Origin of the sequence: Helcobacillus sp. ACRRO, assembly GCF_022347125.1 — a bacterium.
Classification (GTDB): Bacteria; Actinomycetota; Actinomycetes; order Actinomycetales; family Dermabacteraceae; genus Helcobacillus; species Helcobacillus massiliensis.
Genome location: NZ_JAKRNG010000009.1, coordinates 46,879 through 72,984, shown reverse-complemented (window position 1 = coordinate 72,984; position 26,106 = coordinate 46,879). Strand labels below are relative to the sequence as shown.

The 26,106-nt window shown below is 69.7% G+C and carries 23 protein-coding genes; 11 read left to right on the top strand and 12 right to left on the bottom strand.

Annotation, left to right across the window (positions count from 1 at the left end; genetic code table 11):
* Nucleotides 1-100 precede the first annotated feature (100 nt).
* The 3 genes from MHY20_RS05075 to secG all read left to right on the top strand — a co-directional run bounded on the left by MHY20_RS05075 (nt 101) and on the right by secG (nt 2,427).
* Nucleotides 101-1,294, top strand: coding sequence for a phosphoglycerate kinase (locus MHY20_RS05075; RefSeq protein ID WP_239375405.1), 1,194 nt, complete (start codon nt 101-103; stop codon nt 1,292-1,294).
* A gap of 1 nt (nt 1,295) precedes the next feature.
* A complete protein-coding gene (tpiA, locus tag MHY20_RS05070) occupies nt 1,296-2,066 on the top strand; it encodes a triose-phosphate isomerase (protein ID WP_183374353.1) in 771 nt (256 codons plus the stop codon).
* Between the two features lie 112 nt (nt 2,067-2,178).
* Nucleotides 2,179-2,427: a preprotein translocase subunit SecG gene (gene secG, locus MHY20_RS05065; RefSeq protein WP_183374355.1), complete on the top strand. Its 249-nt coding sequence runs from the start codon at nt 2,179-2,181 to the stop codon at nt 2,425-2,427.
* On the opposite strand, the gene MHY20_RS05060 is transcribed toward secG, so the two are convergent.
* The 5 genes from MHY20_RS05060 to MHY20_RS05040 all read right to left on the bottom strand — a co-directional run bounded on the left by MHY20_RS05060 (nt 2,402) and on the right by MHY20_RS05040 (nt 8,565).
* Nucleotides 2,402-3,301, bottom strand: coding sequence for a MurR/RpiR family transcriptional regulator (locus MHY20_RS05060; RefSeq protein ID WP_239375389.1), 900 nt, complete (start codon nt 3,299-3,301; stop codon nt 2,402-2,404). The two genes, secG and MHY20_RS05060, sit on opposite strands and share 26 nt — an antisense overlap.
* Nucleotides 3,294-5,423 carry an N-acetylmuramic acid 6-phosphate etherase gene (locus MHY20_RS05055; RefSeq protein ID WP_239375386.1) on the bottom strand — a complete coding sequence of 710 codons (2,130 nt, stop codon included), beginning with the start codon at nt 5,421-5,423 and terminating at the stop codon, nt 3,294-3,296. The genes MHY20_RS05060 and MHY20_RS05055 overlap by 8 nt, the downstream gene beginning before the upstream one ends.
* Nucleotides 5,424-5,430: 7 nt before the next feature.
* Nucleotides 5,431-6,258, bottom strand: a complete 828-nt coding sequence (locus MHY20_RS05050) for a carbohydrate ABC transporter permease (RefSeq protein WP_239375384.1) — start codon at nt 6,256-6,258, stop codon at nt 5,431-5,433.
* A complete protein-coding gene (locus MHY20_RS05045; protein WP_239375381.1) occupies nt 6,255-7,205 on the bottom strand; it encodes a sugar ABC transporter permease in 951 nt (316 codons plus the stop codon). Before MHY20_RS05045 ends, MHY20_RS05050 begins: the two co-directional genes overlap by 4 nt.
* 67 nt (nt 7,206-7,272) lie before the next feature.
* Complete coding sequence (locus tag MHY20_RS05040; RefSeq protein ID WP_239375378.1) at nt 7,273-8,565, bottom strand: sugar ABC transporter substrate-binding protein; 1,293 nt, start codon at nt 8,563-8,565, stop codon at nt 7,273-7,275.
* Between the two features lie 123 nt (nt 8,566-8,688).
* Between MHY20_RS05040 and MHY20_RS05035 the strand changes: the two genes are divergently transcribed.
* The gene (locus tag MHY20_RS05035) at nt 8,689-9,654 is read left to right on the top strand and encodes a BadF/BadG/BcrA/BcrD ATPase family protein (RefSeq protein WP_239375375.1); all 966 of its coding nucleotides are present in this window, start codon (nt 8,689-8,691) and stop codon (nt 9,652-9,654) included.
* Here MHY20_RS05035 and pgl read toward each other — a convergent pair.
* From pgl to tkt, 4 genes are all read right to left on the bottom strand, one after another.
* On the bottom strand, nt 9,637-11,343 hold the full coding sequence (gene pgl, locus MHY20_RS05030) for a 6-phosphogluconolactonase (RefSeq protein ID WP_239375372.1): 1,707 nt from the start codon (nt 11,341-11,343) through the stop codon (nt 9,637-9,639). The two genes, MHY20_RS05035 and pgl, sit on opposite strands and share 18 nt — an antisense overlap.
* On the bottom strand, nt 11,340-12,794 hold the full coding sequence (gene zwf, locus MHY20_RS05025; RefSeq protein ID WP_221187164.1) for a glucose-6-phosphate dehydrogenase: 1,455 nt from the start codon (nt 12,792-12,794) through the stop codon (nt 11,340-11,342). The genes pgl and zwf overlap by 4 nt, the downstream gene beginning before the upstream one ends.
* Nucleotides 12,795-12,880: 86 nt before the next feature.
* Nucleotides 12,881-14,005: a transaldolase gene (gene tal / locus MHY20_RS05020; RefSeq protein WP_239375369.1), complete on the bottom strand. Its 1,125-nt coding sequence runs from the start codon at nt 14,003-14,005 to the stop codon at nt 12,881-12,883.
* Between the two features lie 50 nt (nt 14,006-14,055).
* Nucleotides 14,056-16,146, bottom strand: a complete 2,091-nt coding sequence (gene tkt, locus MHY20_RS05015; protein ID WP_239375366.1) for a transketolase — start codon at nt 16,144-16,146, stop codon at nt 14,056-14,058.
* 353 nt (nt 16,147-16,499) lie between these two features.
* Between tkt and MHY20_RS05010 the strand changes: the two genes are divergently transcribed.
* The 7 genes from MHY20_RS05010 to MHY20_RS04980 are packed head-to-tail and all read left to right on the top strand — an operon-like array spanning nt 16,500 to nt 23,979.
* Nucleotides 16,500-17,411, top strand: coding sequence for a heme o synthase (locus tag MHY20_RS05010; RefSeq protein ID WP_239375363.1), 912 nt, complete (start codon nt 16,500-16,502; stop codon nt 17,409-17,411).
* Between the two features lie 17 nt (nt 17,412-17,428).
* On the top strand, nt 17,429-18,418 hold the full coding sequence (locus MHY20_RS05005; protein ID WP_239375361.1) for a site-specific tyrosine recombinase XerD: 990 nt from the start codon (nt 17,429-17,431) through the stop codon (nt 18,416-18,418).
* On the top strand, nt 18,415-19,287 hold the full coding sequence (locus tag MHY20_RS05000; RefSeq protein ID WP_239375359.1) for an AAA family ATPase: 873 nt from the start codon (nt 18,415-18,417) through the stop codon (nt 19,285-19,287). The genes MHY20_RS05005 and MHY20_RS05000 overlap by 4 nt, the downstream gene beginning before the upstream one ends.
* Entirely contained in the window at nt 19,288-20,181 is an 894-nt protein-coding gene (locus tag MHY20_RS04995) for a pseudouridine synthase (protein ID WP_239375357.1), read from the top strand.
* Nucleotides 20,178-21,272 (top strand): prephenate dehydrogenase, encoded by a 1,095-nt coding sequence (locus MHY20_RS04990; RefSeq protein WP_239375355.1) that lies wholly within the window; start codon nt 20,178-20,180, stop codon nt 21,270-21,272. Before MHY20_RS04995 ends, MHY20_RS04990 begins: the two co-directional genes overlap by 4 nt.
* Before the next feature lie 38 nt (nt 21,273-21,310).
* Nucleotides 21,311-23,482 carry a bifunctional cytidylate kinase/GTPase Der gene (gene der / locus MHY20_RS04985; RefSeq protein WP_239375353.1) on the top strand — a complete coding sequence of 724 codons (2,172 nt, stop codon included), beginning with the start codon at nt 21,311-21,313 and terminating at the stop codon, nt 23,480-23,482.
* Between the two features lie 2 nt (nt 23,483-23,484).
* Nucleotides 23,485-23,979 carry an NUDIX domain-containing protein gene (locus tag MHY20_RS04980; RefSeq protein WP_239375351.1) on the top strand — a complete coding sequence of 165 codons (495 nt, stop codon included), beginning with the start codon at nt 23,485-23,487 and terminating at the stop codon, nt 23,977-23,979.
* A gap of 33 nt (nt 23,980-24,012) precedes the next feature.
* Here the strand turns inward: MHY20_RS04980 and dhaM are convergent, their stop codons facing one another.
* The 3 genes from dhaM to dhaK are packed head-to-tail and all read right to left on the bottom strand — an operon-like array spanning nt 24,013 to nt 26,065.
* Nucleotides 24,013-24,429, bottom strand: a complete 417-nt coding sequence (gene dhaM, locus MHY20_RS04975) for a dihydroxyacetone kinase phosphoryl donor subunit DhaM (RefSeq protein WP_239375349.1) — start codon at nt 24,427-24,429, stop codon at nt 24,013-24,015.
* Nucleotides 24,426-25,067: a dihydroxyacetone kinase subunit DhaL gene (gene dhaL, locus MHY20_RS04970; protein WP_239375346.1), complete on the bottom strand. Its 642-nt coding sequence runs from the start codon at nt 25,065-25,067 to the stop codon at nt 24,426-24,428. Before dhaL ends, dhaM begins: the two co-directional genes overlap by 4 nt.
* A complete protein-coding gene (gene dhaK, locus MHY20_RS04965; protein ID WP_239375343.1) occupies nt 25,064-26,065 on the bottom strand; it encodes a dihydroxyacetone kinase subunit DhaK in 1,002 nt (333 codons plus the stop codon). The genes dhaL and dhaK overlap by 4 nt, the downstream gene beginning before the upstream one ends.
* Nucleotides 26,066-26,106 lie beyond the last annotated feature (41 nt).

Below are 26,106 nucleotides of genomic sequence, written 5' to 3'. Positions count from 1 at the left end.
CCGACCCCACTGACAACCGGCCCGTGCGTCTCATTCCGGCAGGAATCGGGCGCACGGGCCGTTGCATTCACCGCCCGCACCACCACAAGGAATACTCGTGCTGAAGACCATCGACTCCCTCGGCGACCTCGCCGGCAAGCGCGTCCTCGTCCGCGCCGACCTCAACGTTCCCCTGGACGGCGACCGCATCACCGATGACGGCCGCATCCGGGCCTGCCTGCCCACCGTCACCGCCCTGCGTGACAAGGGCGCTCGCGTCATTCTGGTGGCCCACCTCGGGCGGCCCAAGGGCGAAGCGGACCCCGCCTTCACCCTGAAGCCCGTCGTCGATCGCCTGTCCGAACTCCTCGGTGCGGACGTCGCGTTCGCTGAGGACACCGTCGGCGACAGCGCCCGCTCCGTGGTCGACTCCCTCGGTGACGGCGACGTCGCCGTGCTGGAGAACGTCCGCTTCAACGCGGGCGAGACCAGCAAGGACGAGGCCGAGCGGCAGGAGTTCGCCCGCCGCCTCGCCGACCTCGCCGACGTCTTCGTGTCCGACGGGTTCGGCGTCGTCCACCGCAAGCAGGCGTCCGTGTACGACGTTGCGCAGCTGCTGCCGGCAGCGGCGGGACTGCTGGTGCAGAAGGAAGTGGAGTCGCTGCGCCGCGTCACCGACGACCCGAAGCGCCCGTTCGTCGTGATCCTCGGCGGCGCGAAGGTGTCCGACAAGCTCGGCGTCATCGAGAACCTGCTGGACCGCGCCGACACCATCATCATCGGCGGCGGCATGTCCTACACCTTCCAGAAGGCGCTCGGCCACGAGGTCGGCAACTCCCTGCTCGAGGAGGAGCAGGTCGACACGGTGAAGGGCTACATGGAGCGCGCCCAGAAGAACGGCGTGGAGATCCTGCTGCCGGTGGACAACGTGGTCGCCCCCGCGTTCGGGCCCGACGGCCCCGCCACCACCGTCGGCTCCGACTCCATGCCCGAGGACCAGGAGGGCCTGGACATCGGTCCCGACTCCGCGAAGCAGTTCGGCGACGCCCTCAAGGACGCCGGCACCGTGTTCTGGAACGGCCCGATGGGCGTGTTCGAGTTCGACCTGTTCCAGGCCGGCACGAAGGCCGTCGCTGAAGCCCTCGCCGAATCGCCCGCGTACACCGTGGTCGGCGGCGGCGACTCCGCATCCGCCATCCGCAACCTCGGCTTCGACGAATCCCGCTATTCCCACATTTCGACCGGCGGCGGCGCATCCCTCGAACTGATCGAGGGCAAGCAGCTGCCCGGCATCGCCGTTCTGGAGGAGAACTGATATGACCCGCACCCCGCTCATCGCCGGCAACTGGAAGATGAACAAGACCCACCTCGAGGCGCAGGCCCTCGTGGAGGACCTGAACGACGCGCTCACGGACCACGACTTCGACGCGGTCGACGTCGCTGTGCTGCCGCCGTTCGTGGACATCCGCACCGTGCAGACCGTCCTGGACGCCGCGAAGTCGTCGATCGGTCTCGGCGCACAGGACATCTCCCAGCACGAGTCCGGTGCGTACACCGGTGAGGTGTCCGCCGCCATGCTGAAGGCCCTGAACGTCACCTTCGCCGCTATCGGCCACTCCGAGCGCCGCCAGTACCACGGTGAGGACGAAGCGATCACGAACGCCAAGGTGAAGGCCGCCCTCGGCGCCGGCATCACCCCGATCCTGTGCGTCGGCGAGCCCCTCGAGGTCCGCCAGGCCGGCACGCACGTGCAGCACACCCTCGACCAGGTGCGCGGCGGCCTCGAGGGCCTGAGCGGCGATCAGGTCGCCGACACGGTCATCGCCTACGAACCGGTGTGGGCGATCGGCACCGGCGAGGTCGCCACCCCGGAGGATGCGCAGGAGGTGTGCGGTGCGATCCGCGGCCTCCTCAGCGACCTGCACGGCGATGACGTGGCCTCCCGCGTCCGCGTCCTGTACGGCGGTTCGGTGAAGTCCTCGAACGTCGCCGACATCATGGCGAAGGACGACATCGACGGCGCCCTCGTGGGCGGCGCGAGCCTGAAGGCCGACGAGTTCGCCGCGCTCGCCGGCAACGCCGCCTGAGAGTCCCGCCTCACCCGCAGACCACGCCGCGCCCGATGCATGACACAGCACCGGGCGCGGCGTAGTCTTGGATGCGACTGTTCGACGTCGAGGAAAGAGTCACCTGCTGCCCATGGACACCCTGAAGATCGCCCTGTTCGTGGTGCTGGCCATCACCAGCATCCTGCTCATCCTGCTCGTGCTCATGCACAAGGGACGCGGCGGCGGCCTGTCCGACATGTTCGGGGGCGGCATCTCCGCGGGCGCCGGCTCGTCCGGCGTCGCCGAACGCAACCTCAACATCCTCACCGTGATCGTCGCCCTCATCTGGGTGGGCAGCATCATCGGCATCGGGGTCATCCAGCGCTTCTACCCCGGCTGATCGCAAGGTACGTCCGTGACAGGGCGCTGCGGGCCGATTCGATGTCCCGCTGCGCCGTCGCGATGAACAGCATGTCCACCACGCTCAGCTGAGCGATCCTGGACGCGGTCGCACCGGAGCGCATCTCCGATTCCTGCGCCGCGGTCAGCAGCACGACGCCGGCCCCCTCCGACAGCGGAGAGCGGCCTGCGTTCGTCACTCCCACGGTCCGCACTCCGGCGCGCTTCGCCGCGGCGAGCACATCGATCGCATCCGTCGTGAACCCCGAATGGGACACGATCACGGCGGCATCGTCGCCGTCGAGCAGCGCCACGCCCGGCAGCCCCTGATGGACGTCGGTGAACGCGACGGCGCTGCGGCCGATCCGCGCCAGCTTCTGCTGCAGGTCCAGGGCCGCGAACGCTGACGCCCCCACCCCGAACGTCACGATCCGCTGCGCGGAGGCGAGAGTGTCGACAGCCCGGCCCAGGGCGTCCAGGTCGAGCTGGTCGGCCGTGTCCTGGACGGCGCGGGCGTCGGCGAACGCGATCTTCGCGACCGTTTCGGCGAGCGTGTCCGAAGCGGACAGATCATTCCCCAGCATCTGCGCCTGCGCATCGCCGGCGAACGATGCGGTGCGGCCCTCATTGAACGCGATCTCGGTGCGCAGCATCGACCGCAGCTCCCGGTAGCCGGACAGGCGCAGTTCGCGGGCGAGGCGGACAGCGCTCGCCTCTGACGACCCGGCCTCGCGCGCCACCTCCGAGATCGTCATCGCGGCAGCAGCCGACGGGTCCGCCAGCAGCAGTCGCGCCACCCGGTCCACGGCCGGAGGCAGTGTGGGACGGGCGTCTCGGATCAGTCGCAGCACCGACGGCCGGTGCTGGTCATGCACGGCGCAGCTCCTCAGCGGCCGTGCGGATCCCGGAGGGGTCGCCGTCACGGGACGGGTCGGGCGGTGCCGCGGCGCGGGCGGCGCGGGCGGACTCGCGGACGGCGGGATCCGTCGGGTCCTCGCCTGCGAGCAGGATGACGAGGGCGGTGCGCAGCTCCCCGTCGCAGGCCCGAAGGGCGGCACGGGCGCCGTCGGCGTCGATGCCGGTGGCGGTGGCGAGGATGCGGGCTGTGCGCTCCACCAGCTTCTCGTTGGTGGCGCGCACGTCGATCATGAGGTTCTCGTAGGTGGTTCCCAGCCGCACCATGGTGGCGGTCGAGAGCGCGTTCAGCGCCATCTTCTGTGCCGTTCCCGCCTTCATCCGGGTGGAGCCGGCGATCGCCTCAGGGCCCGTCGGCAGCAGCACAGCCACATTCGCGAGGCCCGCCAGCGGGGCCGACGGGTTCGCGGAGATCAGCCCGGTGCGAAGGCGGCGGGCACGGGCCGCTTCGAGTGCGCCGCGCACGAACGGGGTGCGGCCGGAGGCGGCGAGTCCGATGACGGTGTCGCATCCACCGCAGTGCTCGGCGATCAGGGCGGCGCCGGCGGCGCTGGAGTCCTCAGCGCCCTCCACGGCGTGGAACATCGCGCTGGGTCCGCCGGCGAGGTGGGCGGCGAAGACGTCGGAGTCGGCGTTGAATGTGGGCAGCAGTTCGGCGGCGTCGAGCACGGCGAGGCGCCCGGACGTGCCGGCGCCGACGTAGTGCACCGTTCCGCCGCTGACGATGGTGTCCACACAGATCTCGGCGAGTTCGGCGATCTGCGCTGCCTGGGAACGGACGGCGTCCACCGAGGTCTGCTCCTCGGCGAGGATGAGGTCGACCGCGTCCGGGGTGCTGACCGTGTCGATGTGTCGGGTGCGCTCGTTGCGCTGCTCCGTGGGGACATCGGCCGCGCTGACTGACGATTCTCCGGCCGCACGTGCCTCATCACCCACCTGCCACAGGTGCGCCACCAGGGGCTCCAGATCGGACGAGGCGGGGCGGGTGGGCGCTGTGACGCGGCGGGCACGCTGGCAGCGCGCGGCGCGTTGGTGCGCGTCCCGCAGCTGCTCGCGGGTGAGGCGGCCGGAGCCGACGGCGCCCAGGATCGCATCATGCGCCGCCGTCAGCAGGTCATGTTCGCGGGCCTGCAGCGGGGAGCCCAGGCACAGAAGGTGCGCGCCCGCTTCCAGCGCCCGGATGCAGCCGTCGCCGAAGCCGGCGGCGTGGGTGACGGCCCCCATATCGAGCGCGTCGGTGACGATGACGCCGGTGAAGCCGATCTCATCCAGGAGGTCTGCGGACCAGCGGGAGAGGGAGGCAGGTCCGTCGCCGAGGGCGGGGACCTCCAGGTGGCCGGTCATGACGGCGTCGACGGCGGCGGCGCCGTCCATCTCCCCGGTCCAGAGCGCAGAGAACGGCTCGGCGTGGTCACTCAGCACCGTGGCGCGGTCCAGGCGGATGGTCGGCATGGACAGGTGGGAATCGGTGTCGGCGTCGCCGTGGCCGGGGAAGTGCTTCGCGCAGGCGGCGACCCCAGCCGAGTGCAGACCGCGGGTGAACGCCGCGGCGTGCCGCAGGGCAGCGGCCGGGTCGGAGGAGAACGCGCGGTGCCCGATCAGCGGGTTCTCCGGGTTCGTGGCGACATCGGCGACGGGCGCGAAGTCCATGGTGATGCCGAGCTCTGCCAGCAGGGCGCCGAGGGCGGCACCGGCACGTGCGGTGAGGTCCTCATCGTCGGCGCGGCCGAAGACGGCAGCCGCGGGCAGCGGGCCCTCATGCCGGCTGGTCTCCGCCTGGGTCAGAGGTGCGGTATCCGTCGGCCGGCCGGGAGGCCCGCCGAATCCGTCACCGTGGCCGAACAGGCGAGTGACGCGCCCGCCCTCCTCGTCGATCGCGATGATGGGGTCTGCTCCGGCGTCCCGGATCTGCGCGCACAGGCGCTGCGTGGCGCCAAGGGTCGGGGTGTTCGGGGCGAACAGGGTGATGCCGCCGAGGCCGGAGGCGAGGGCTGAGCGCATGAAGTCGCTGAGTTCAGTGCCCTCCATCGGGGCGAGGAGGACGCCGAGGACATCAGGGTCCCAATCGGTGCGTGGGCTCATGGCGGGCTCACCCCTTCACGGCTCCGGCGGTGAGGCCGGACGCCAGGTTGCGCTGGACGAGGACGAAGAAGACCACCACCGGCAGGGCGATGATCGTGGAGGCCGCCATGACAGCGCCCCATTCCGCGGTGTTGGTGGTGAAGAAGGTCCGCAGTCCCACGCCGACGGGGTACTTCGAGGAGTCCGTCATGAACGTCAGGGCGAAGATGAACTCGTTCCACGCGGTGATGAAGCTGAACACTGAGGTCGCGACGAGGCCGGGCGCCACCAGTGGCAGCAGGACGGAGCGGAACATGCGCCACCAGGACGCGCCGTCCACGTAGGCCGCCTCCTCCAGCTCCTTGGGGACAGCAGCGACGAAGCCGCGCAGGTTCCAGATCGCGAACGGCAGTGAGAACGCCAGGTACACGATCACCAGCCCGAGCAGGGAGTTCAGCATGTTCAGCGACTTCGCCTGCAGGAAGAGGGGGATCACGAGCGCTTCGAGCGGCACCATCTGCACCACCAGCACCATGATCAGCACCACGGAGCGGAACCGGAACCGGAAGCGCGCCACCGCCACCGCCGCGAGCAGGGCGATGGCGCCGGAGGCGACGACGGTGCCGAGCGCCACCAGCAGGCTCACCTTCACGTACTGCAGGAAGTCCGCTTCCACCAGCACGCGATGGAAGTGGTCGAGGGTGAACCCGGATGGCAGCAGGCCGGCGCCGCGGGCGTCCGCATGGGGGTCCACGGCGGTGCTGAGCATCCAGTAGAACGGGAACAGGGCGTAGATCAGCACCACGGCGATGCCGAACCCGGTGAGGATGCGGCGTGCGGGGGAGGGGCCTCTCACAGGTCGTCCTCCTTCAGAAGAGTCCGCAGGTACACCACGGAGATGACGAGCAGAAGGGCGGTCAGGAGCACGGCGATGGCGGCGCCCATGCCGTAGTGGCCCTGCCCGGCGGCTTCGGTGTAGGACCAGACGCCGAGGTTCATGACGGATCGGTTCGAGCCGTCACCGCCGGGCATGAGGTAGATCTGGGTGAACACTTTGAAGTCCCAGATGGTGGAGAGGATGAGGCACACGGCGAAGATGGGCCGCATGGTCGGCACCGTGACGGAGGCGAAGCGCCGCCACGCGCCGGCGCCGTCCACGCGGGCCGCTTCGTACAGCTCCTTCGGGACCGTCATCAGGCCGGCGAGGATCGTCACCGCGATGAACGGGAACCCGTGGTAGACCACGTTGAGAGCGGCGATGCCGTAGAACGCCCACCGGTTGTTCCACCAGTTGACGGTGTCCGCCTCCAGCAGACCGAGCCACTCCAGCACACCGGCGACGAACCCGGAATGGGGATCGAACAGCCACACGAAGATGTACGTGCCGGTCAGCGCCGGCACCGCCCACGCCACCATGATCGCGGTGGTGCAGATGATGCGCCACGGCGTGGACAGGGTGTTGAGGAACAGAGCCACCACCGTTCCCACCAGCATGGTGGCGGCGACGCACACGGCGGCGAAGCCGATGGTGTTCGGCAGGACCGTCAGCCACAGGTGATCGTCGGTGAGGATCTTCTGGTAGTTCTCCAGACCGATGTACTCGCGTTCGCCGCGCAGGAGGTGGCGCAGCCGGAACTTCTGCAGGGACAGGTCCGCCACGCGGATCATCGGCCACAGCAGCAGCACGCCGAGGGTGATCAGGGCGGGCGCCAGCAGCAGCCAGGGCGGCAGGGCCCGCCGCAGGCGCGCGGCCCGGCTGGGGCGGCGCACCGACGGCGCGGCGGTGGAGGGGGCAGTGCTCAACGGGAACCTCGAGACGAGCGGAATCGGGCAGGGGGGGGGGAGAGTACGGGACGACTGGGCCGACGGGTCAGTCGGCGAAGATCTGGTCCATCTCCTTCGCGGCGTCCTGGCATGCGGTCGCCGCGTCCTTCCCTCCGGTCAGCACGGTGTTCAGAAGGTTCGGGATGGTCTTCTTGCCTTCGACCTGGCCCCACAGTGGGGTGACGGGCACGGACTTGCCGCCTTCGGTCATCTGCTTGGCGAATACGGCGGTGAGGTCATCACCGCTCGTGACGACCTCGTCGAGGGCGGACTGCTCACCGGGGAAGAAGTTGGTCTGCTTCGCCCAGTTCGCGGCGAACTCGCCGGTCGTCATCAGCTTGATCAGCTCGAACGCCAGCTCCGGCTCCTTCGTGCCGGTGAAGCGGCACAGGTGGGAGCCGCCGAGGAAGCTCGGGGCCACCTCGGAGTCCTTCGCGGGGATGGTGAACGCCATCAGCTTGTCGTACAGCTCCGGCGACTTCTCCTTGATGGTGGCGGGCACCCAGGAGCCCGTGATGAACATGCCCACATCGCCCTTCTGGAACGCGGCGAGGGCGTCGGTCTCCTTCCAGGTGGAAGCGGCGGGGGTGGACAGCTTGTGCTTCAGCGCGATGTCCGTGTACCAGGTGACGCCCTCCACGGCGGGGGAGTCGGCGATGGCGGCCTTCCAGGTGTCGCCGGACTGCTTCGCGATCTCGCCGCCGGCGCCCCAGATGAACGGCAGCAGGCCGAACGGGGAGCCGCCGGAGATGGGGAACGGGATGGTGGAGGGGTCCTTCTTCTTCAGGGCCCGGGCAGCGTCGAGCAGCTCCTGCCAGTTGCCGGGCTGCTTGTCGACACCGGCTGCGCTGAGCAGGTCCTTGTTGGCGAGGAAGGAGCGGACACCGGCGTACCAGGGGGCGCCGAACACCTCGCCCTCAAGCGTGGCGGACTCTTCGAGGGCCTTGACGTACTTTCCGCTGAGCCCGGCCTCCTCGAGTTCGTCGCCGATGGGGTCGAGGCCGCCGGCGTCGGCGAACTCGGGGGTCCAGGTGGTGCCGACTTCGGCGACGTCCGGGGCGCTGTCCCCGCCCATGACGTTGACGAACTTGTCGTGGGCGCCGTCCCAGGGCTGCACTTCGACCGTGAGGTCCGCCTGGGTCGCCTCCTTGAACTTCTTCTTGAGGTCGGCGATGTAGGCGTCGGTGGAGGGGTTGGTGCCCTCCATGATCCAGAGGGTGAGGGTCTTGCCCTTGCCGTCGGTGCCGCTGCCCTTCGAGGAGTCGGAGCCGCAGGCCGCGAGGCCGAGGGCTGCGGCGCTGGCTGCGCCGCCTGCGAGGACTGTCCGCCGTGCAATCATGAGATCTCCTTTGACCCGACCGGTGCTGAGCTGTCACCGACCGCGAAGTGAAAATAAGTTTTATCGACTCGCGATGGACTGCAAGTTACCATGATCGGGTTGTGACGTCGAGAGGAGGATCACATGCCGCGCTTGATCCTGGGGGCCGACATCGGCGGCACCAGCACCCGCCTCCGCCTCACCCGCGGGGAAGTCCGCGTCGCCGAGCGCAACGGCGGCGGCTGCAACATCCGATCCTCCGGGACTGACGCCGCCGGGCGTGTCGCCGACCTCCTCACCGAACTCGCCGGGGACGCCCGCGCCGCGGGGGAGGACCTCGCGTCGGTGGAGGCGGCGGTGCTCGGTGTTGCGGGCGCCGGGCCGGCACGGCACGCGGAGGTCAGCGCGCTCCTGCTGCCCGCTCTCGCGCGGGCGGGCGTGCCGGCCGGGGTGGGCAGGGTGGTCGATGACCAGGTCACCGCGTTCACCGCGGGTGCCGGCCGGGTGGGGGCCGACGGGTTCCTGCTGCTCGCCGGCACCGGCGCCGCCGCGGCTCGGTTCGAACAGGGCCGGATGGTCGCCCGGGCGGACGGCATGGGCTGGCTGCTGGGGGACTGCGGCTCCGCCGTGGACATCGGCCGACGGGTGCTGCGCGCCGCCGCCGCCGATCTCGACCACCGAGGCCCCGCCACGGCGATGACTGCGCGGGTGCTGGAGGAGCTCGGCATCGCGGGCAGCACCAGGCCCGCGGGCAGCGGGGACGCGGTGGATGTGCGCCAGGCGCTGATCCAGGCGGCGGATCCGCTGACGCCCGCCCAGTGGGGCCGCTTCGCCCGCATCCCCGGCAGCTGCGCGGGGGATGTGGTCGCGCAGAGCATCATCGACGGCGCCGCGAGTGACCTCGTGGCGACGCTGGACGCGCTGGGTGCACCCGTCGGCGCCCTCGTGGTGCTGGCGGGCGCTCTGCTCGCCGCCGACACCCCGATCACGCGGAGGGTTGAGCAGGCGCTGGCGGCGCGGGGCCTGCAGACGACGCGAGCAGCAGAGCCCGTGGAGGGGGCGCTGCTGCTCGCGCAAGCGGATGAGGACGGGTCAGTGCTCGATCGCTGAGGCCGCCTCCGGATCAAGGAACCAGGTGGTGGAGACGGTGCCGCGCACGGCGGACGCCGGCAGGTTCACCGGGTCGATGTCGCCGTGGGCGCGGGCCGCGAACTCCGCCTTCTCCTCACCGGCCACGAGGAACACCACGTGGCGGGCCGCGTTCAGCATCGGCCACGTCAGCGAGATCCTCTCCGACGGCGGCTTCGGCGAGTTCCGCACCGACACCGCGGACCGGGTCGCATCGCCCGCGTCCTCATGATCGGGGAACAGGGACGCGATGTGCCCGTCCTCGCCCATGCCGAGCAGGACCACGTCGAAGAATGCGCGCTCCTCGTCGGTCTCCTCCGTGTGGGCGCTGTCCGCTCCCAGCAGGGACAGCTGCTGGCCGTACCAGGCGGCGGCGTCGTCCAGTTCCATGCCCATGTCGCTGGCCGGCATCGAGTGCACGTTGTACACGGGGATGCCAGCGGTCAGCGTCAGCGCGGACAGGGCCGGGCGGTCGTTGCGGTCGTCGGACTTCGTCTCCACGAACCGTTCATCGCCCCACCAGACGTGGACCTTCGAGGCGGCCACATCGGTGGAGTGCAGCAGTTCGCCGATGCGGCGCGCGACCTGCGTGCCGGTTCGGCCACCGGTCATCGCGATGTGGGCGATGCCGCGCTCACGGACCGCTTCGTCGATCATCTCCACGGAGAACTGCGCCGCATGCTCGATGAGGTCGTCCTTGTCCTTCACCCGGATGTCCGACGGCGCCGGCTTGCCGGTCGCGAAGTCCTTCACATCCACGTGGTGGGGGAACGCCGCGGTCAGGACCCTGCCGTAGATGTCGTCCGCATCGAGGCGACGCAGTTCCTCACTGAGGAGGTCGTGCATGGTCCGCACCGGCATCGTCACCGACTGGTCATCGGTCTCGCCGGGGGTGGACACGATCACCGTGTGCGGGGAGACGCGGCGCAGCGTGATGTCGCCGTCCTCACGGTGCAGGGTGATGGAGATCAGACCGAAGTCGCCGTCGGTGTCCTTCACCGTCACCGGTACGCACAGGAAGTCCGCGAGCCACTGCCGCATCAGGGTCACCGTCGGCTTGTTGAGCTTCCCCTCGATGGTGACGGCGGTTGGGGCGCTGATCGGCGGCTGCTCGTACGCGGCTGCGAGCAGTCCCCGCCAGTTCGTCAGGCGGCTCCAGCACAGGTCCGTGTCGCCGGGATGGTAGTTGTGCGACAGGCGGCGGATCACCGCGTCCGGGTCGTCCGCGGCGAGCGCATCGGTGATGCGGCGGGTGGACAGCGCCCCCACCACGTCCTGGCTGGGGCACACCGGCGGAGACGCCGACCACCAGGTGACGATCGGCGCATCCGGCAGCAGCAGTGGGGTGATCAGCGTGTCCATGCCGTTGACCACCAGGCCCGACGGGCGCAGCACGATCAGCTCACCGGCGCCGGCGTCGGCACCGACGCGGACCTCCGCGTCGAGCGCGTTGCGGTCGGTGTCGCCCTGCGGCACGATCACGATGATCCGCGCCGGATGCTCATGCGAAGCGTGGACGGCGACATCGATGCTGTCATCCAGGTGGTCCTCCGGGGAGATCACCACGAGAGTGGCGACCCGGCCGAGCGTGACCAGGCCCGTGTCCTCGCGCAGTTCGATCAGGACCCGGCTCACCTCGGACGTGGTGGTGTCCTTCATCGTGTGGATCATGGGCGCCTCCAATGCCGTCCGTCGCGGGCGAGCATGTCATGCGCCGTCTGGGGGCCCCAGGTGCCGGCGCGGTACGGGCTGGGCGGCATGCTCTCCGCCCAGAACTCGGTGACGGGATCGAGGATCGCCCAGGACAGCTCCACTTCCCGCTGGCGCGGGAAAAGTGGCGGGTCGCCCAGCAGCATGTCCAGGATCAGACGTTCGTACGCCTCCGGCGACTCCTCCGTGAAGCTGGAGCCGTACACGAAGTCCATCGAAACGTCCCGCACCTCCATCTGGGAACCCGGCACCTTCGAACCGAACCGCATCGTCACACCCTCATCCGGCTGGATGCGGATCACGATCGAGTTCTGCCCGAGGTCCTTTGTGTCCGTGTCGTTGAACGGGAGGAACGGCGCAGACTTGAAGACCACGGCGATCTCCGTGACCCGTCGGCCCAGGCGCTTGCCGGCGCGCAGGTAGAACGGGACACCCGCCCAGCGGCGCGTGTTGACGTTCAGCTGCATCGCCGCGAACGTCTCCGTTTCGGAGTCCTCCGGGATGCCCTCCTCCTCCAGGTAGCCCTTCACCCACTGGCCGCCCTGCCAGCCGCCCACGTACTGGCCACGGGCCGTGGAGGTGGCGAGGTCACCGGGCAGTTCGACCGCGGCAAGGACCTTCTCCTTCTCGGCGCGCAGGTCCGCGGCTTCGAACGAGATCGGCTCCTCCATCGCGGTCAGCGCGAACAGCTGCAGGAGGTGGTTCTGGATGACGTCGCGGGCGGTGCCGATGCCGTCGTAGTAGCCGGCGCGCGACCCGATGCCGATGTCCTCAGCCATCGTGATCTGCACGTGGTCCACATAGTTGGCGTTCCACACCGGCTCGAACATCTGGTTGGCGAAGCGGAAGGCGAGGAGGTTCTGCACCGTCTCCTTGCCGAGGTAGTGGTCGATGCGGAAGACGTCCTCCTCATCGAACACCTTCTCCACCACGTCGTTCAGTTCGCGTGCGCTCTCGAGGTTGTGCCCGAAGGGCTTCTCGATGACGACGCGCCGCCACGACCCGTTCTCCGACGCGTTCAGGCCGGAGTTCGCGAGCTGCTCGCAGACCTGAGGGAACGCCTTCGGCGGGATCGACAGGTAGAACGCGTGGTTGCCGCCGGTGCCGCGGGTCTCATCGAGCTCCTTCACCACGTCGGTGAGGCGCTCGTACGCGGCGGTCTCATCGAACTCGCCGGTGACGAAGCGCAGGCCGCCGCGCAGCTGGTCCATCACGCTCTGGCGGAAGCCGGTGCGGGCGCCCTCCTTCACCGCCTCTTCGACATAGTCGGCGAAGTCCTCATGCGACCAGTCGCGGCGCCCGAAGCCGACCAGGCCGAAGCTCGGCGGCAGCAGGCTGCGGTTCGTGAGGTCGTAGATCGCCGGCAGCAGCTTCTTCTTCGCGAGGTCGCCGGTCACACCGAACATGACCATCGAACTCGGTCCCGCGATCAGCGGCAGGCGCCGGTCGCGGGGATCGCGCAGGGGGTTGTTCACTCGTGTCCTCCCGGTCGGCGCGCTCAGGCGTTCTCGGACGGCCGAGCGGAGCCGACGGTGTCCAGCAGCTCACCCCAGGCGTCGACGAACTTCGACACGCCTTCGGACTCCAGCTGTGCGAACACGTCCGCGAGGTCGATGCCGGCCTCAGCGAGGCGGTCGAACAGCTCCTCCGCCTTCTCCTCCTCATCGGCGGCGCTTGCGACGGTGAGGCGGCCGGAGGCGTCGCCGTGGTCGGCGAACGCGTCCAGGGTCTTCTCCGGCATTGTGTTCACCGCCGGGTCGGTGACGAGCTCGTCCACGTAGAGGGTGTCGGAGTAGTCTTCGTTCTTCACACCGGTGGACGCCCACAGGGCACGCTGCACATTCGCGCCCTTCTCCTTCAGCGCACCGAAGCGCTCCGAGGAGAACTCGCGGGCGTACAGCCCGAACGCGGCGCGACCGTTCGCCACGGCCGCCTTGCCGAGCAGTTCGAGGGCGTCGCCGCCGATCTCCTCCAGGCGCTTGTCGATCTCCGTGTCCACGCGGGAGATGAAGAACGAGGCCACCGAATGGATCGTGGCGAGATCGCGGCCGGCCTCTGCCGCCTTCTCCAGGCCCTCCAGGTAGGCCTCGATGACCTCCTCGTAGCGGGCGACGGAGAAGATGAGAGTGACGTTGACGCTGATGCCGCGGGAGATCACTTCGGTGATCGCCGGCAGACCCTCGAGGGTCGCCGGGATCTTGATCATGACGTTCTCGCGGTCCACCAGGTCGTACAGGCGCTGCGCCTGCTCGATGGTGGCGTCGGTGTCGTTGGCGTGGCGCGGATCCACCTCGATGGAGACGCGGCCGTCGTACCCCTGGGTGGAGCGGTACAGGTCCATGAAGACGTCGCAGGCGTCGCGCACGTCATCGGTGGTGAGTGCTTCGATGATGCCGTCCACGTCGCGGCCGTCGGCGTAGAGGCCTGCGATCGCGTCGTCGTAGTCCTTCGAGCCGGAGATCGCGCTCTGGAAGATCGACGGGTTCGTGGTCACACCGACCACGTTCTTCGAGGCGATCAGGTCCTTCAGGCCGCCGCTGGTGAGGCGGTGGCGGGAGAGGTCGTCCAGCCAGATGGAGACGCCGGCATCGGACAGGGCCTGAGTGTTCGGGTTCTGAGCCATGGGTTCCCAGTCCTTTCGGGAGGGTCGTCGGGTGAGCGGGATGGTGCGGGTCAGTTGCCGGCAGCGGCGAGGGACTCCTTCGCCGCCTTCATCACGTTGTCGGCGGTGAAGCCGAACTCCTCGAACAGCAGGGCGCCGTCGGCGGACGCGCCGTAGTGCTCGAGGGAGACGGCGCGGCCGGCGTCGCCGAGGTAGCGGTGCCATGGCATCGCAATGCCCGCCTCGACGCTGACGCGCGCCTTCACGGAGCTCGGCAGAACCGATTCGCGGTACGCCTCGTCCTGCTCCTCGAACCACTCCATGCACGGCATGGACACGAGACGGGTGGGGATCCCGTCGGCCTCCAGCTTCTTCTGCGCGGCAGCGGCGTGCTGCACCTCGGAGCCGGTGGCGATGAGGATCAGCTGGGGCTCAGCCGACGCCTCCTTCATCACGTACGCGCCCTTGGCGAGACCGGCGGCGTCGGCGTACTCCTCGCGATCGAACGTCGGCACCGCCTGGCGGGTCAGAATGAGGCCGACGGGGCCGCGGTCCCGCTCCAAGAGGGCCTTCCACGCCTGAGCGGTCTCGGTCGCGTCAGCGGGCCGCACGATCGACAGGTTCGGGATCGCACGGTACGCGGCGAGGTGCTCGACCGGCTGGTGCGTGGGGCCGTCCTCACCGAGGCCGATGGAGTCGTGCGTCCACACGTAGGTGGAGGGCACGTTCATCAGGGAGGTGAGGCGGACAGCGCCGCGCATGTAGTCGGCGAACTGGAAGAAGGTGCCGCCGTACGGGCGGGTCAGGCCGTGCAGCGAGATGCCCGCGAGGATCGAGCCCATCGCGTGCTCACGGATGCCGAAGTGCAGGGTGCGGCCGAACGGATTGCCGGAGAAGTCCTCGGTCTGATGTTCGGTCGGGATGAACGACGGCTCCCCCTTCATCGTGGTGTTGTTGGAGCCGGCGAGGTCAGCGGAGCCGCCCCACAGCTCAGGAACCACATCGGCGAGGGCCTCAAGGATCTTCCCGGAGGCGGCGCGGGTGGCGATGCCCTTCTCATCGGCGTCGAAGGCGGGCAGGGCGTCGGTGAGGTCCGGCAGTTCACGCTTCTGCAGACGCTCAAGCAGCTCGGCCTTCTCAGGGTTCGCGCTCTTCCAGGCGTCGAACTTCTTCGCCCACTCATCGCGCTCGGCCTGGGTCTTCTCACCGCGGGCGCGGGTGTGCTCGAGCACCTCGGGGGCGACCTCGAAGTCCTTGTCGGGGTCGACCCCGATGTTCTCCTTCAGGCCGCGGATCGCTTCGGCGCCGACGGCGGAGCCGTGGACGGACGCCTTGCCCTGCACGCCCGGCAGCGGCCAGCCGATCATGGTCTTCAGCTGGATGAAGGTCGGCTTGTCGGTGACCTTCTTGCCGTCCTCGATCGCCTGCTTGAGCGCGGCAACGTCCTCGCGGTACTGGCCACCGTTGCGCCAGTCCACGGTGCGCACATCCCAGCCGAGCGCTTCGTACCGGGCGGCGACGTCCTCGGTGAAGGCGATCTCGGTGTCACCCTCGATGGAGATCTCGTTGTCGTCCCAGATCACGACGAGGTTGCCGAGCTTCTGGGTGCCGGCGAGGGAGCTGGCCTCGTGGGAGACGCCCTCCTGCAGGTCGCCGTCGGAAGCGATGACGTAGGTGAAGTGGTCGAACGGGCTCTCACCGGCGGGAGCGTCCGGGTCGAGCAGGCCGCGCTCACGGCGCTGCGCCATCGCCAGGCCAACGCTCATGGCGACGCCCTGGCCGAGGGGACCGGTCGTCACCTCGACGCCGTCGGTCACGAAGTTCTCCGGGTGGCCGGGCGTCTTGGAACGGAAGGTGCGCAGCTGCTTGAGGTCCTCGAGCTCGAGGCCGACTCCGGCGAGGAACAGCTGGGCGTACTGGGTGATGCTGGAGTGGCCGGCGGAGAGCACGAAGCGGTCTCGGCCCAGCCAGTTCGGGTCCTTCGGGTCGTACGCCATGACGTCCTGGTAGAGGAGGTAGGCGGCCGGGGCGAGGCTGACGGCGGTGCCGGGGTGGCCGTTGCCGACCTTCTCGACGGCGTCCACAGCGAGGGTGCGGGCGGTGTCAACGGCGCGGCGGTCGAGGTCGGTCCAGCCCTCGGGAGCGATGAAGTCAGTGGTCATGAACAGTTTCCTTTCGGGAGTTTTCGGCTCGGCCCGCTCGCGGCCGCCGATGCGGCGGGGGCGGAGGAGGAGCTCAGGCATCAGCGCATCCGAGCCTAACGCTTCCCACTCGGCTCACTCTGCGAGGTCCACGTCTCGCGCACCCTCTCATCACGGCAGGGCCGGGACCGAGTGGGCGTGACGTGCAACGCCCCTCAGATGCTGGCCCACCAGCGCAACCGCCGATACACTGGCCGGGCCCGTGGCCCTTGGAGCGCGGGTGTGTCGGACAGCGAGAAGACGAGGTCGGTGACGTGACGAAACCCGTGGACAGCCCAGTGCAGGCAGGGCCCGCCGCACCTGAAGCAGTGCAGGTGAGCGCGCCGCAGCGGCCCCGGTCCGTCAAGCGCACCGTGCTCAACTACGTGGCGCTGACCAAGCCGCGCATCATCGAGCTGCTGCTCATCACCACCGTGCCCACCATGTTCCTCGCGGCCGGTGGCTTCCCGCCGTTCCTGCTGATCCTCAACACGATCATCGGCGGCTACCTCGCCGCCGGCGGCGCCAACGTGCTCAACATGTTCTTCGACCGCGACATCGACGCGAAGATGAAGCGCACGAAGAACCGTCCCCTGGTGACCGGTGAGATCAGCCCCCGCGCCGCCGTCATCTTCGGCCTGGTGCTCTCGGCGCTGTCCACCGTGTACCTGTGGGTGCTGGTCAACGCCGTGTCGGCGATGCTCGCGCTCGGCGCCATCGTCCTGTACGTGGTGTTCTACACCCTGATCCTCAAGCGACGCACCAGCCAGAACATCGTGTGGGGCGGCGTCGCCGGCTGCATGCCCGTGCTGATCGGCTGGTCCTCGGTGACCGGGACCGTGTCCTGGACCGCGTTCCTGCTGTTCCTCGTCATCTTCTTCTGGACGCCGCCGCACTACTGGCCGCTCGCGGAGAAGTTCACCCGCGACTATGAACGCGCCGGTGTGCCGATGCTGCCGGTCGTGTCCTCCCGCCGGAACGTGGCGGTGCAGATGATCGCCCACACCGTCGCCATGGTCGCCTGCTCTCTCGCGATCATCCCTCTCGCACCGACCGGCCCGGTGTACGCCGTCGCCGCCATCGCCGTGGGCTCCTGGTTCCTCGCCCTGATCATCCGCTACGCCGTGCGGGTGTTCCAGGGCCGCACCGGCCGCGACCTCCACCCGATGGGGGTCTTCCACGCCTCCATCACCTACCTGACGCTGCTGTTCGTGGCGCTCGCGCTCGACCCGTTCCTGCGCTTCTGAGCCCCACCACCGGCCCCATGGACGAGCCCCTGCTCCGTGGATTCCTCACCCACATCCGCGTGGAGCGGGGGCTCGCCGCCAACACGGTCCGCGCCTACCAGCGCGACCTCACCCGCTACGCCCACTACCTCCGCAGCCAGGGCCTCGGCATCGCCGACGCCGGCAGCGAGCACATCACCGCCTTCCTCCAGGTCGTCCAGGAGGGGGCCGACGGAGGCCGTGCCCTCGCAGCGTCCTCAGCGAGCCGCATGCTCGCCTCCATCCGAGCCCTGCACCGGTTCGCGGAGGAGGACGGTGCGCGCAGCGATGACCCGTCGGCCCGTCTCACCGGTCCGGCGCGCCCCCTCGACCTCCCCGAAGCGCTCAGCATCGACGAGGTCGCCCGCATCATCGACGCCGGTTCCGGGCCGTTCACCGGCCGCCTCGCCGAGGAGCGGTCCCTGCGCAACCGGGCGCTGCTGGAGATCCTGTACGGCACCGGTGCCCGCATCAGCGAAGCGATCGGCATCGACCTCGACGACCTTCTGCTGGAGGAGAGGGTGCTGCGCCTGCACGGCAAGGGCGACAAGCAGCGCGCCGTCCCGCTGGGGTCCATGGCGATCGACGCCGTCACCGCCTACCAGGTGCGGGCCCGTCCCGTGTTCGCTCAGCGCGGCACCGGCGGCCCAGCCCTGTTCCTCGGCCACCGCGGCACCCGCCTCACCCGTCAGGCGGCGTTCACGATCGTGCACGACGCCGCTGAAGCAGCCAAGATCCCCGCGCAGGTCAGCCCGCACACGCTGAGGCACTCCTACGCCACCCACCTGCTGCAGGGCGGCGCCGATGTGCGCACCGTGCAGGAGCTGCTGGGGCACGCCTCGGTCACCACAACGCAGCTCTACACGCACGTGACACCGGACGCGCTGCGGGAGGTGCACGCCCTCGCCCATCCCCGGGCGCTGGACGCACCTTCGGCAGGTACGATGAACAACTGCACACCGACCGACGAGAATCAGGGAGCGACGTGAAGGACAGAAACGAACTCGAGCTCGAGCTCAGCTACGGCCCCACGGGGCGCCCGCTGCCCGAGTTCCCCGAGCCGACTCCTCTGGACTCCCACGGACCCGCCCGCATCATCTCGATGGTCAACCAGAAGGGCGGGGTCGGCAAGACCACCAGCGTCATCAACCTGGGCGCCGCTCTCGCCGAGTACGGCCGACGGGTTCTGCTCGTGGACCTCGATCCGCAGGGTGCGCTGTCCGCCGGCACCGGCATCAACCCGTACGACCTCGACGTCACCGTCTACAACCTCCTGCTGGAGCGCGAGCACGACATCCGGGACGTGATCCAGGAGACCGGCACGGAGAACATGGACGTGCTGCCGGCGAACATCGACCTGTCCGCTGCGGAAGTGCAGCTGGTCAACGAGGTGGCCCGCGAGATGGCCCTCGCCCGCGTGCTGCGCCCCGTGGTCGACGACTACGACGTCATCATCATCGACTGTCAGCCGTCGCTCGGACTGCTCACCGTCAACGCCCTCGCCGCCAGCCGCGGCGTCATCATCCCGCTGGAAGCGGAGTACTTCGCACTGCGCGGCGTCGCACTGCTGGTGGAGACGATCGAGAAGGTGCAGGATCGCATCAACCCGGCGCTGGAGATCGACGGCATCCTGATCACCATGTTCGATCCGCGCACGCTGCACGCCCGCGAAGTGTGCGCCCGCGTGGTCGAAGCGTTCGACGACAAGGTGTTCCACTCCACCATCAACCGCACCGTGAAGTTCCCCGACGCCTCGGTCGCCGCCGAACCGATCATCTCCTTCGCCTCCTCCACGAAGGGCGCGGACGCCTACCGTCAGCTCGCCCGTGAACTCATCGCCCGGGGGAGCGCTGCCTGAATGACCCAGCCGAAGCGTCGCCGTCGCTCCAGCGACTTCACCGCCCCCAAGCAGATCCGCCTGCGCGACTCCGACGGCGCCGACCGTCCCGCTCCCGCGAAGGACGAGGACCTCGAGGACTTCGGCGGCTCCTGGGGCCCCGAGCCCGGTGACCAGGGGCCGACGGGGGAGCGGCTGCAGAAGATCCTCGCCCGCGCCGGCTTCGGGTCCCGCCGCGCCTGCGAAGCGCTCATCGCCACCGGCCGCGTCGCCGTCGACGGCGAAACGGTCACCACGCAGGGCGTCCGTGTGGACCCTGAGACGCAGGTGGTGCACGTGGACGGTCGCCGCCTGCAGCTCGACGACACGAAGCTGACGATCGCGCTGCACAAGCCGCCGAAGGTGATGTCCACGATGGACGACCCGGAGGGCCGCCGAAGCCTCAGCGAGTTCGTCGAGGAGTACCCGGTGCGGCTCTACCACGTGGGCCGGCTCGACTACGAGACCGAAGGGCTGCTGCTGCTCACCAACGACGGGGAGCTCGCCCACCGCCTGATGCACCCCAGCTTCGAAGTGTCCAAGACGTACGTCTGCCGCTTCGACCTCGACGCCCCGGAGTTCCCCCGCGGCATCCTCAAGCGGCTGCGCGACGGCATCGACCTGGAGGACGGCTCCGCGACCGCGGACCGCGCCGCCCTGCTCGCCCACAACGGCAGCGAAGCGCTCGTGGAGATCACCATCCACGAGGGACGCAACCGAATCGTTCGCCGCATGTTCGAGGCCCTCGGCCACCCGCTGACGGGCCTGGTGCGCACCCGCATCGGCCCCGTGCTGCTCAACGACCTGAAGTCGGGCCAGTCGCGTGAGCTCACCGGCAAGGAGCTCGGCACCCTGATGGCGAGCGTCGGCCTGTGACCGTCCTGGTCATCGGCGCCGGGCTGATCGGCGGCTCCGTCGGCCTCGCCCTGCGTGCCCGCGGCCGCGAGGTCCTGGTCCGCGACTCCTCACCCGGCACCGCCCGCCTCGCCCGCGAACTCGGCGTCGGTGCCGATGAGGGGGAGTCGACCCCCGGCCTCGTCGTCGTCGCCACCCCACCGGATGTCACCGGGCGCATCGTCGTGGACGCGCTGCGGGAGTTCCCCGACGCGATCGTGTGCGATGTCGCCAGCGTAAAGGAGACGATTCAGCGCGCCGTCCTCGACGCCGCCGCAGCGGACCCGGACCTGGACGCCTCCCGGTACGTCGGCGCGCACCCCATGGCCGGGCGCGAGGTCTCCGGCGTGGTCGCCGCCCGTGGCGACCTGTTCTTCGGTCGCCCGTTCGTGCTCGTCCCGCACGACGGCTCGAGCCGGCGCGCCGTCGATGCGGTTGAGAGGCTCGGCCACGAACTCGGCGGCGTCATCGTCCGCTCCGAAGCCGCCGCGCATGACCTCTCCGTCGCCTACGTCTCCCACGCCCCGCAGCTGGTCGCGAGCCTGCTCGCGCGGCAGCTGCAGTCCGCCGCCGACGGGTCCCTCGCCCTCGCCGGGCAGGGGCTGCGCGACACCACTCGCATCGCCCACTCCGATCCGCGCCTCTGGGTGGAGATCCTCGCGGCGAACGCCCCCGCACTGCGGCCCATCCTGCGGGCCTTCCAGGAGGACCTGGGCCGCCTCGTCGGCGCGTTCGACTCCCTGTGCGACGCCGATGGGCCCGGCACGCCGCGGGCGGAGATCGCCCGCACCATCGCCGACGGCAACCTCGGTGTGGCCCGCATCCCCGGCAAGCACGGCGGCTCCGCCGATTCGTTCGCCGCGTTCACCATCCTCGTGCCGGACAGCCCCGGTGCCCTGGCGCGCCTGCTCAGCGATATGGGCGATGCGGGGATCAACATGGAGGACCTGCGGCTGGAGCATTCGATCGGCCAACCGGTGGGCCTTGCGCACATCAGCGTGCTGAAACGTGATGAGGGGCGCATGGTGGCCATGCTGGAGGAGAAAGGCTGGGCCCGCGCGGGCGAAGAGTAACTATCCTGGAGGCTGTTGCCGAACGAATTGGAGGACCAGTGGACCCCGTAACCATTGCGATCGACGGGCCCGCCGGCTCGGGCAAGTCCACCGTGTCGCGAGAGGTCGCCCTCGCCCTGAGCGGCGGCTATCTCGACACCGGCGCCATGTACCGCGCCGCCGCCTGGTCCTGCATGAAGGCCGGCATCGATCTCACTGACGAGAAGGCCGTCACCGAGCACGTCGGCGAGATGCCGCTGCAGATCATCACCGACCCGAGCGACCCGCGCGTCCTCGTCGGCGAGGACGACATCACCGACGCCATCCGCACCGAAGAGGTCTCCACCCGCGTCAGCGCCGTCGCGACGAACCCGCAGGTGCGGATCATCCTGCAGGAGCGGCAGCGCGCCCTGCTGTTCTCCACCGCTCACCGGCTTGGGTTCTGCGTCGCCGAAGGCCGTGACATCACCACTGTGGTCGCCCCGGAAGCGGACGTGCGCGTGCTGCTGACCGCCAGCGAAGAGGCCCGCATGGCGCGCCGCTCCCAGCAGCTGCAGCTCGAGGACAACGAGGAGACCGCGGAGCGCATGCGCGACCAGGTGCTGCGCCGCGACCGCGACGACTCCACCGTCTCGGAGTTCATGACCGCCGCCGACGGCGTCACGACCATCGACACTACCCGCCTCAGCATCGACGACGTCGTCAACGCGGTGCTGGAGCTCGTGCCCGGCATCGAACTGGTCGACGACGATGACGACTGGGAGGACGACGACTGGGCGGAGGACGGCGTCGACGCCGACGACGTCCAGCGCACCCAGGCGCTGCGCGCGGGCCTGGACGACTACGACCTCGACGACGAGGACGCCGCCCTGCTCAGCGGGGAGTTCGCGGACTTCCCCACCGAACAGGAGCAGCGCCTCCTGCCCACCCTCGCGATCGTCGGCCGCCCGAATGTCGGCAAGTCGACGTTCGTCAACCGCATCCTCGGCCACCGCGCCGCCGTCGTCGAGGACACCCCCGGTGTCACCCGCGACCGCGTCTTCTACGAAGCGAACTGGGCGGGCCGCGACTTCATGCTGGTGGACACCGGGGGCTGGGAGGACCGGGTCGCCGGCATCGACCACCGTGTTGCCGAGCAGGCGGAGGCCGCGATCGGCCTGGCCGACGCGGTGGTGTTCATCGTGGACGTCCACGTCGGCATCACCACCACCGACGAACAGTTCGTGAAGGTGCTGCGCCGCTCCAAGAAGCCGGTGCTGCTGGTCGCGAACAAGGTCGATGATGAGCGCGCCGAGCTCGAAGCCGCATCGCTGTGGAACCTGGGCCTGGGGGAGCCGCACATGGTGTCGGCGCTGCACGGGCGCGGCTCCGGTGACGTCCTCGACGCCGTCCTGGAGATCCTGCCCGAGGAGGGCTCCACCCCGGCGAAGCCGGACGGTCCCCGCCGCGTCGCCCTGATCGGCCGCCCGAACGTCGGCAAGTCCTCCCTGCTGAACAAGCTGGCGAAGGAGAACCGCGTGGTGGTGGACAACGTCCCCGGCACCACCCGCGACCCCGTTGACGAGGTCATCACCCTCGCCGGCCGCGAGTGGACCTTCGTGGACACCGCCGGCATCCGCCGACGCGTCAACCAGACCGGCGGCGCTGACTTCTTCGCCTCCATCCGTACGCAGGCGGCGCTGGACCGTGCGGAAGTGGCCGTGGTGCTGCTGGAGGCGACCGAGACGATCTCCACGCAGGACATGAAGATCATTGACATGGTCCTCGAGTCCGGCCGCGCCCTCGTCCTCGCCTTCAACAAGTGGGACCTGATCGACGAAGACCGCCGCAAGGAGCTCGAGTGGGAGATCGAGAAGGACCTCGCGCACGTGGCGTGGGCTCCCCGCATCAACATCTCCGCCGAAACGGGCCGCCACACCGACAAGCTGGTGCCGGCGCTGGACCGCGCCCTTGAATCGTGGGATGCCCGCATCCCCACGGCGCGCCTCAACGCGTTCCTCGGCACTCTGGTGGCGGCGCACCCGCATCCGCTGCGCGGCGGCAAGCAGCCCCGCATCCTGTTCGCGACCCAGGCGCGCTCCCGCCCGCCCCGGTTCGTCATCTTCGCCTCCGGGTTCCTCGAGCACGGGTACCGCCGCTTCATCGAACGCCGCCTCCGGGAGGACTTCGAGTTCACCGGATCGCCGATCGAGATCTCGGTGCGGATCCGCGAGAAGCGCAAGCGGCGCTGACCATGGCGACTCCCGATTTCATCCTCGCGCTGCGGGAGAAGGTCGGCACGGCGCCGCTGTGGTTGTCCGGCGCCACGGCGGTGGTGCTGACCCCGCAGCGGGACCGCGCCCTGTTCGTGCGCCGCTCCGACAACGGCGAATGGACCCCGGTCACCGGCATCATCGACCCGCTGGAGCATCCCGCGCGGGCGGCCCTGCGGGAGATCGAGGAGGAGACCGGGGTGCGGGCGCGGGTGCTGCACCTGGTTGCGCTGGACACCGTCGGCCCCATGACGTACCCCAACGGCGACGAGGCGAGCTACCTCGACCTCGCGTTCGTGTGCGAATGGAAGGCGGGGGAGCCGCACCCGGCCGACGGGGAGAACACCGAGGCGCGCTGGTTCCCGGCGGATCAGCCGCCGCCGATGAATGATCGCTTCACCCGCGTGTATGCGCGCGCCCTCGAGCAGCTCGAGAACGGCGTCACCACCACGGACCTGCCCGCCGACGTGCGCTGACGGCGCGGCGCCGCCTCGGCTGAAGCCCGCGCCTCAGGAGGCGATCTGCGCCCGCTTGGCGTCCACGGCCCGGCCCGCTTCCGCGGCGACGGCCTGAGCGTCCGCACCCGCGGAGGCGGTGACGACCGCACCGATCAGGCCCTCCACCAGCGGCGCATGCGACAGGATCACCCGCTCGGCGACCTGCGGGTCCAGGAACTCCAGCGCCATCTGAGCGGACACCACGGCGGAGCCGATGTCGCACAGCACGACCGCACCGGGGGCGTCCTCACCGGAGGTGACGGTCTCGATCGCGGCTGAGATGGCGGCGGCGTCGGTGCCGGTGGATCCGTCGGCCGTGCCCGCCGCGATCTCGATCGGCGGGCCCTCACCGCGCACCATCTCCATCGCGAGGTCCACGGCGGCGCGCGCCAGGGCGGGGGAGTGGGACACCACCACGATGCCGGTCATGCTGCTGCTCCCGCGGCGGCCTGCAGCGCTTCCAGCAGCAGCACCGCGGACTGCGAACCGGGGTCGATGTGCCCCTTCGCCCGCTCACCCACATAGGAGGCGCGGCCCTTCGTGGCGACCGAGTCGATCACGGCGTCCCGTCCTTCACGGGCGGCTGCGACCGCCGCGGTCAGCATCGCAGTGATATCCGCCCCTTCGGCTGCCGCCTCCTTCGCTGCGTCAGCTGCGGGCCGGAGAGCATCGAGCATCGTCTTCTCCCCGACCTCCGCCTTTCCGCGCTGTGCAACACCAGCCGCTGCGGCGTCGAGGGCAGCGGCGAGCGCTTCGGCATCGAGATCGGCGGCGTTGCCAGCGCCCTGGGCGAAGCGGAGGAAGAACGTGCCGTACAGGGGACCTGAGGCACCGCCGACGGCGGAGACGAGCGACATGCCGACCTTCTTCGCGAGCGCAGCGGGCGTCTCGAACTCAGCGTCGGCGACGGCGTCCGCGGCGGCGCGCATCCCTCGCTTCATGTTGGTGCCGTGGTCCGCATCGCCGATGGCGGCGTCCAGGTCCGTCAGTTCTGCGGCGTGCTCAGCGAGGGAGTCGGCGGCAGTGCTGATCCAGGCGATGAGTTCAGACGTGGTGATGGTGCTCATCGGGAACCTCCCATCGTGAGTCCGGGCGTGGAGGCGGGGGCGTCCCACAGGTCGGCAAGGTCGTCGTCCAGGCGCAGCAGGGTGATCGAGCAGCCGGCCATGTCGAGGCTGGTGATGTAGTCCCCCACCAGGGAGCGCTGCAGGGGGATCTCCGCTTCGCCCAGGACCGCCGCCGCTTCCTTCGCGACGACGTACAGTTCGAGCAGCGGCGTGGCGCCCATACCGTTGACGAACAGCAGCACGCCGCCCTCACCGGGCAGTTCTGCGAGCAGCGGGTCCATCAGGGTGCGGGTGATCTCGGCCGCGCTCGTCAGCTTCTCGCGATGGCGGCCCGGCTCGCCGTGGATGCCGATGCCGATCTCCACCTCGTCGCTCGGAAGGTCGAAGCTGGGCTTGCCGTTCGCGGGGACGGTGACGGAGGTGAGCGCCATGCCCATCGAGCGGGACGCCTCAGCGGCGCGACGCGCGATCTCGGCGACCTGCTGAAGGCTGTCACCGCGTTCGGCTGCTGCGCCGGCGATCTTCTCCACCAGCACGGTGGCGCCCACGCCGCGGCGCCCCGCGGTGAAGGTGGAGTCCTCGACGGCGACGTCGTCGGCGATGACGACGGTTTCGATCTCGATGTCGGATTCGGCGGCGGCGAGTTCGGCGGCCATCTCGAAGTTCATGACGTCACCGGTGTAGTTCTTCACGATGAACAGGACACCGGCGCCGCGGTCAGCGTGCTTCGCCGCGGCCATGATCTGGTCCGGCACGGGGGAGGTGAACACCTCCCCGGAGCAGGCGGCGTCGAGCATGCCCTCGCCGACGAAGCCGGCGTGCAGGGGCTCATGGCCGGAGCCGCCGCCGGAGATGATCCCGACCAGGCCCTCCTTCTTCGGGTGGGCGCGGTGGATCACGCGGTGCTCGGCATCGAGCTGCAGGGAGGGGTGGACGGCCGCCATGCCCGCGAGCGCATCATCGACGATGGTCTGGGGAGTGTTCATCAGGTTCTTCATGACACCAGCCTACGTCTCTGTGACTGTGAGCACAGGGACGC

Coding starts and splice junctions, on each gene's coding strand:
- tal (WP_239375369.1), bottom strand. CDS start 14,005: ATGGCTCAGAACCCGAACACTCAGGCCCTGTCCGATGCCGGCGTCTCC.
- tkt (WP_239375366.1), bottom strand. CDS start 16,146: ATGACCACTGACTTCATCGCTCCCGAGGGCTGGACCGACCTCGACCGC.
- pgl (WP_239375372.1), bottom strand. CDS start 11,343: ATGATCCACACGATGAAGGACACCACCACGTCCGAGGTGAGCCGGGTC.
- zwf (WP_221187164.1), bottom strand. CDS start 12,794: ATGGTCATGTTCGGTGTGACCGGCGACCTCGCGAAGAAGAAGCTGCTG.
- MHY20_RS05055 (WP_239375386.1), bottom strand. CDS start 5,423: ATGAGCCCACGCACCGATTGGGACCCTGATGTCCTCGGCGTCCTCCTC.
- dhaM (WP_239375349.1), bottom strand. CDS start 24,429: ATGACCGGCATCGTGGTGGTGTCCCACTCCCCCGCCCTGGCGCGCGCC.
- tpiA (WP_183374353.1), top strand. CDS start 1,296: ATGACCCGCACCCCGCTCATCGCCGGCAACTGGAAGATGAACAAGACC.
- MHY20_RS05035 (WP_239375375.1), top strand. CDS start 8,689: ATGCCGCGCTTGATCCTGGGGGCCGACATCGGCGGCACCAGCACCCGC.
- dhaK (WP_239375343.1), bottom strand. CDS start 26,065: ATGAAGAACCTGATGAACACTCCCCAGACCATCGTCGATGATGCGCTC.
- MHY20_RS05005 (WP_239375361.1), top strand. CDS start 17,429: ATGGACGAGCCCCTGCTCCGTGGATTCCTCACCCACATCCGCGTGGAG.
- secG (WP_183374355.1), top strand. CDS start 2,179: ATGGACACCCTGAAGATCGCCCTGTTCGTGGTGCTGGCCATCACCAGC.
- dhaL (WP_239375346.1), bottom strand. CDS start 25,067: ATGAGCACCATCACCACGTCTGAACTCATCGCCTGGATCAGCACTGCC.
- MHY20_RS05040 (WP_239375378.1), bottom strand. CDS start 8,565: ATGATTGCACGGCGGACAGTCCTCGCAGGCGGCGCAGCCAGCGCCGCA.
- MHY20_RS04980 (WP_239375351.1), top strand. CDS start 23,485: ATGGCGACTCCCGATTTCATCCTCGCGCTGCGGGAGAAGGTCGGCACG.
- MHY20_RS04995 (WP_239375357.1), top strand. CDS start 19,288: ATGACCCAGCCGAAGCGTCGCCGTCGCTCCAGCGACTTCACCGCCCCC.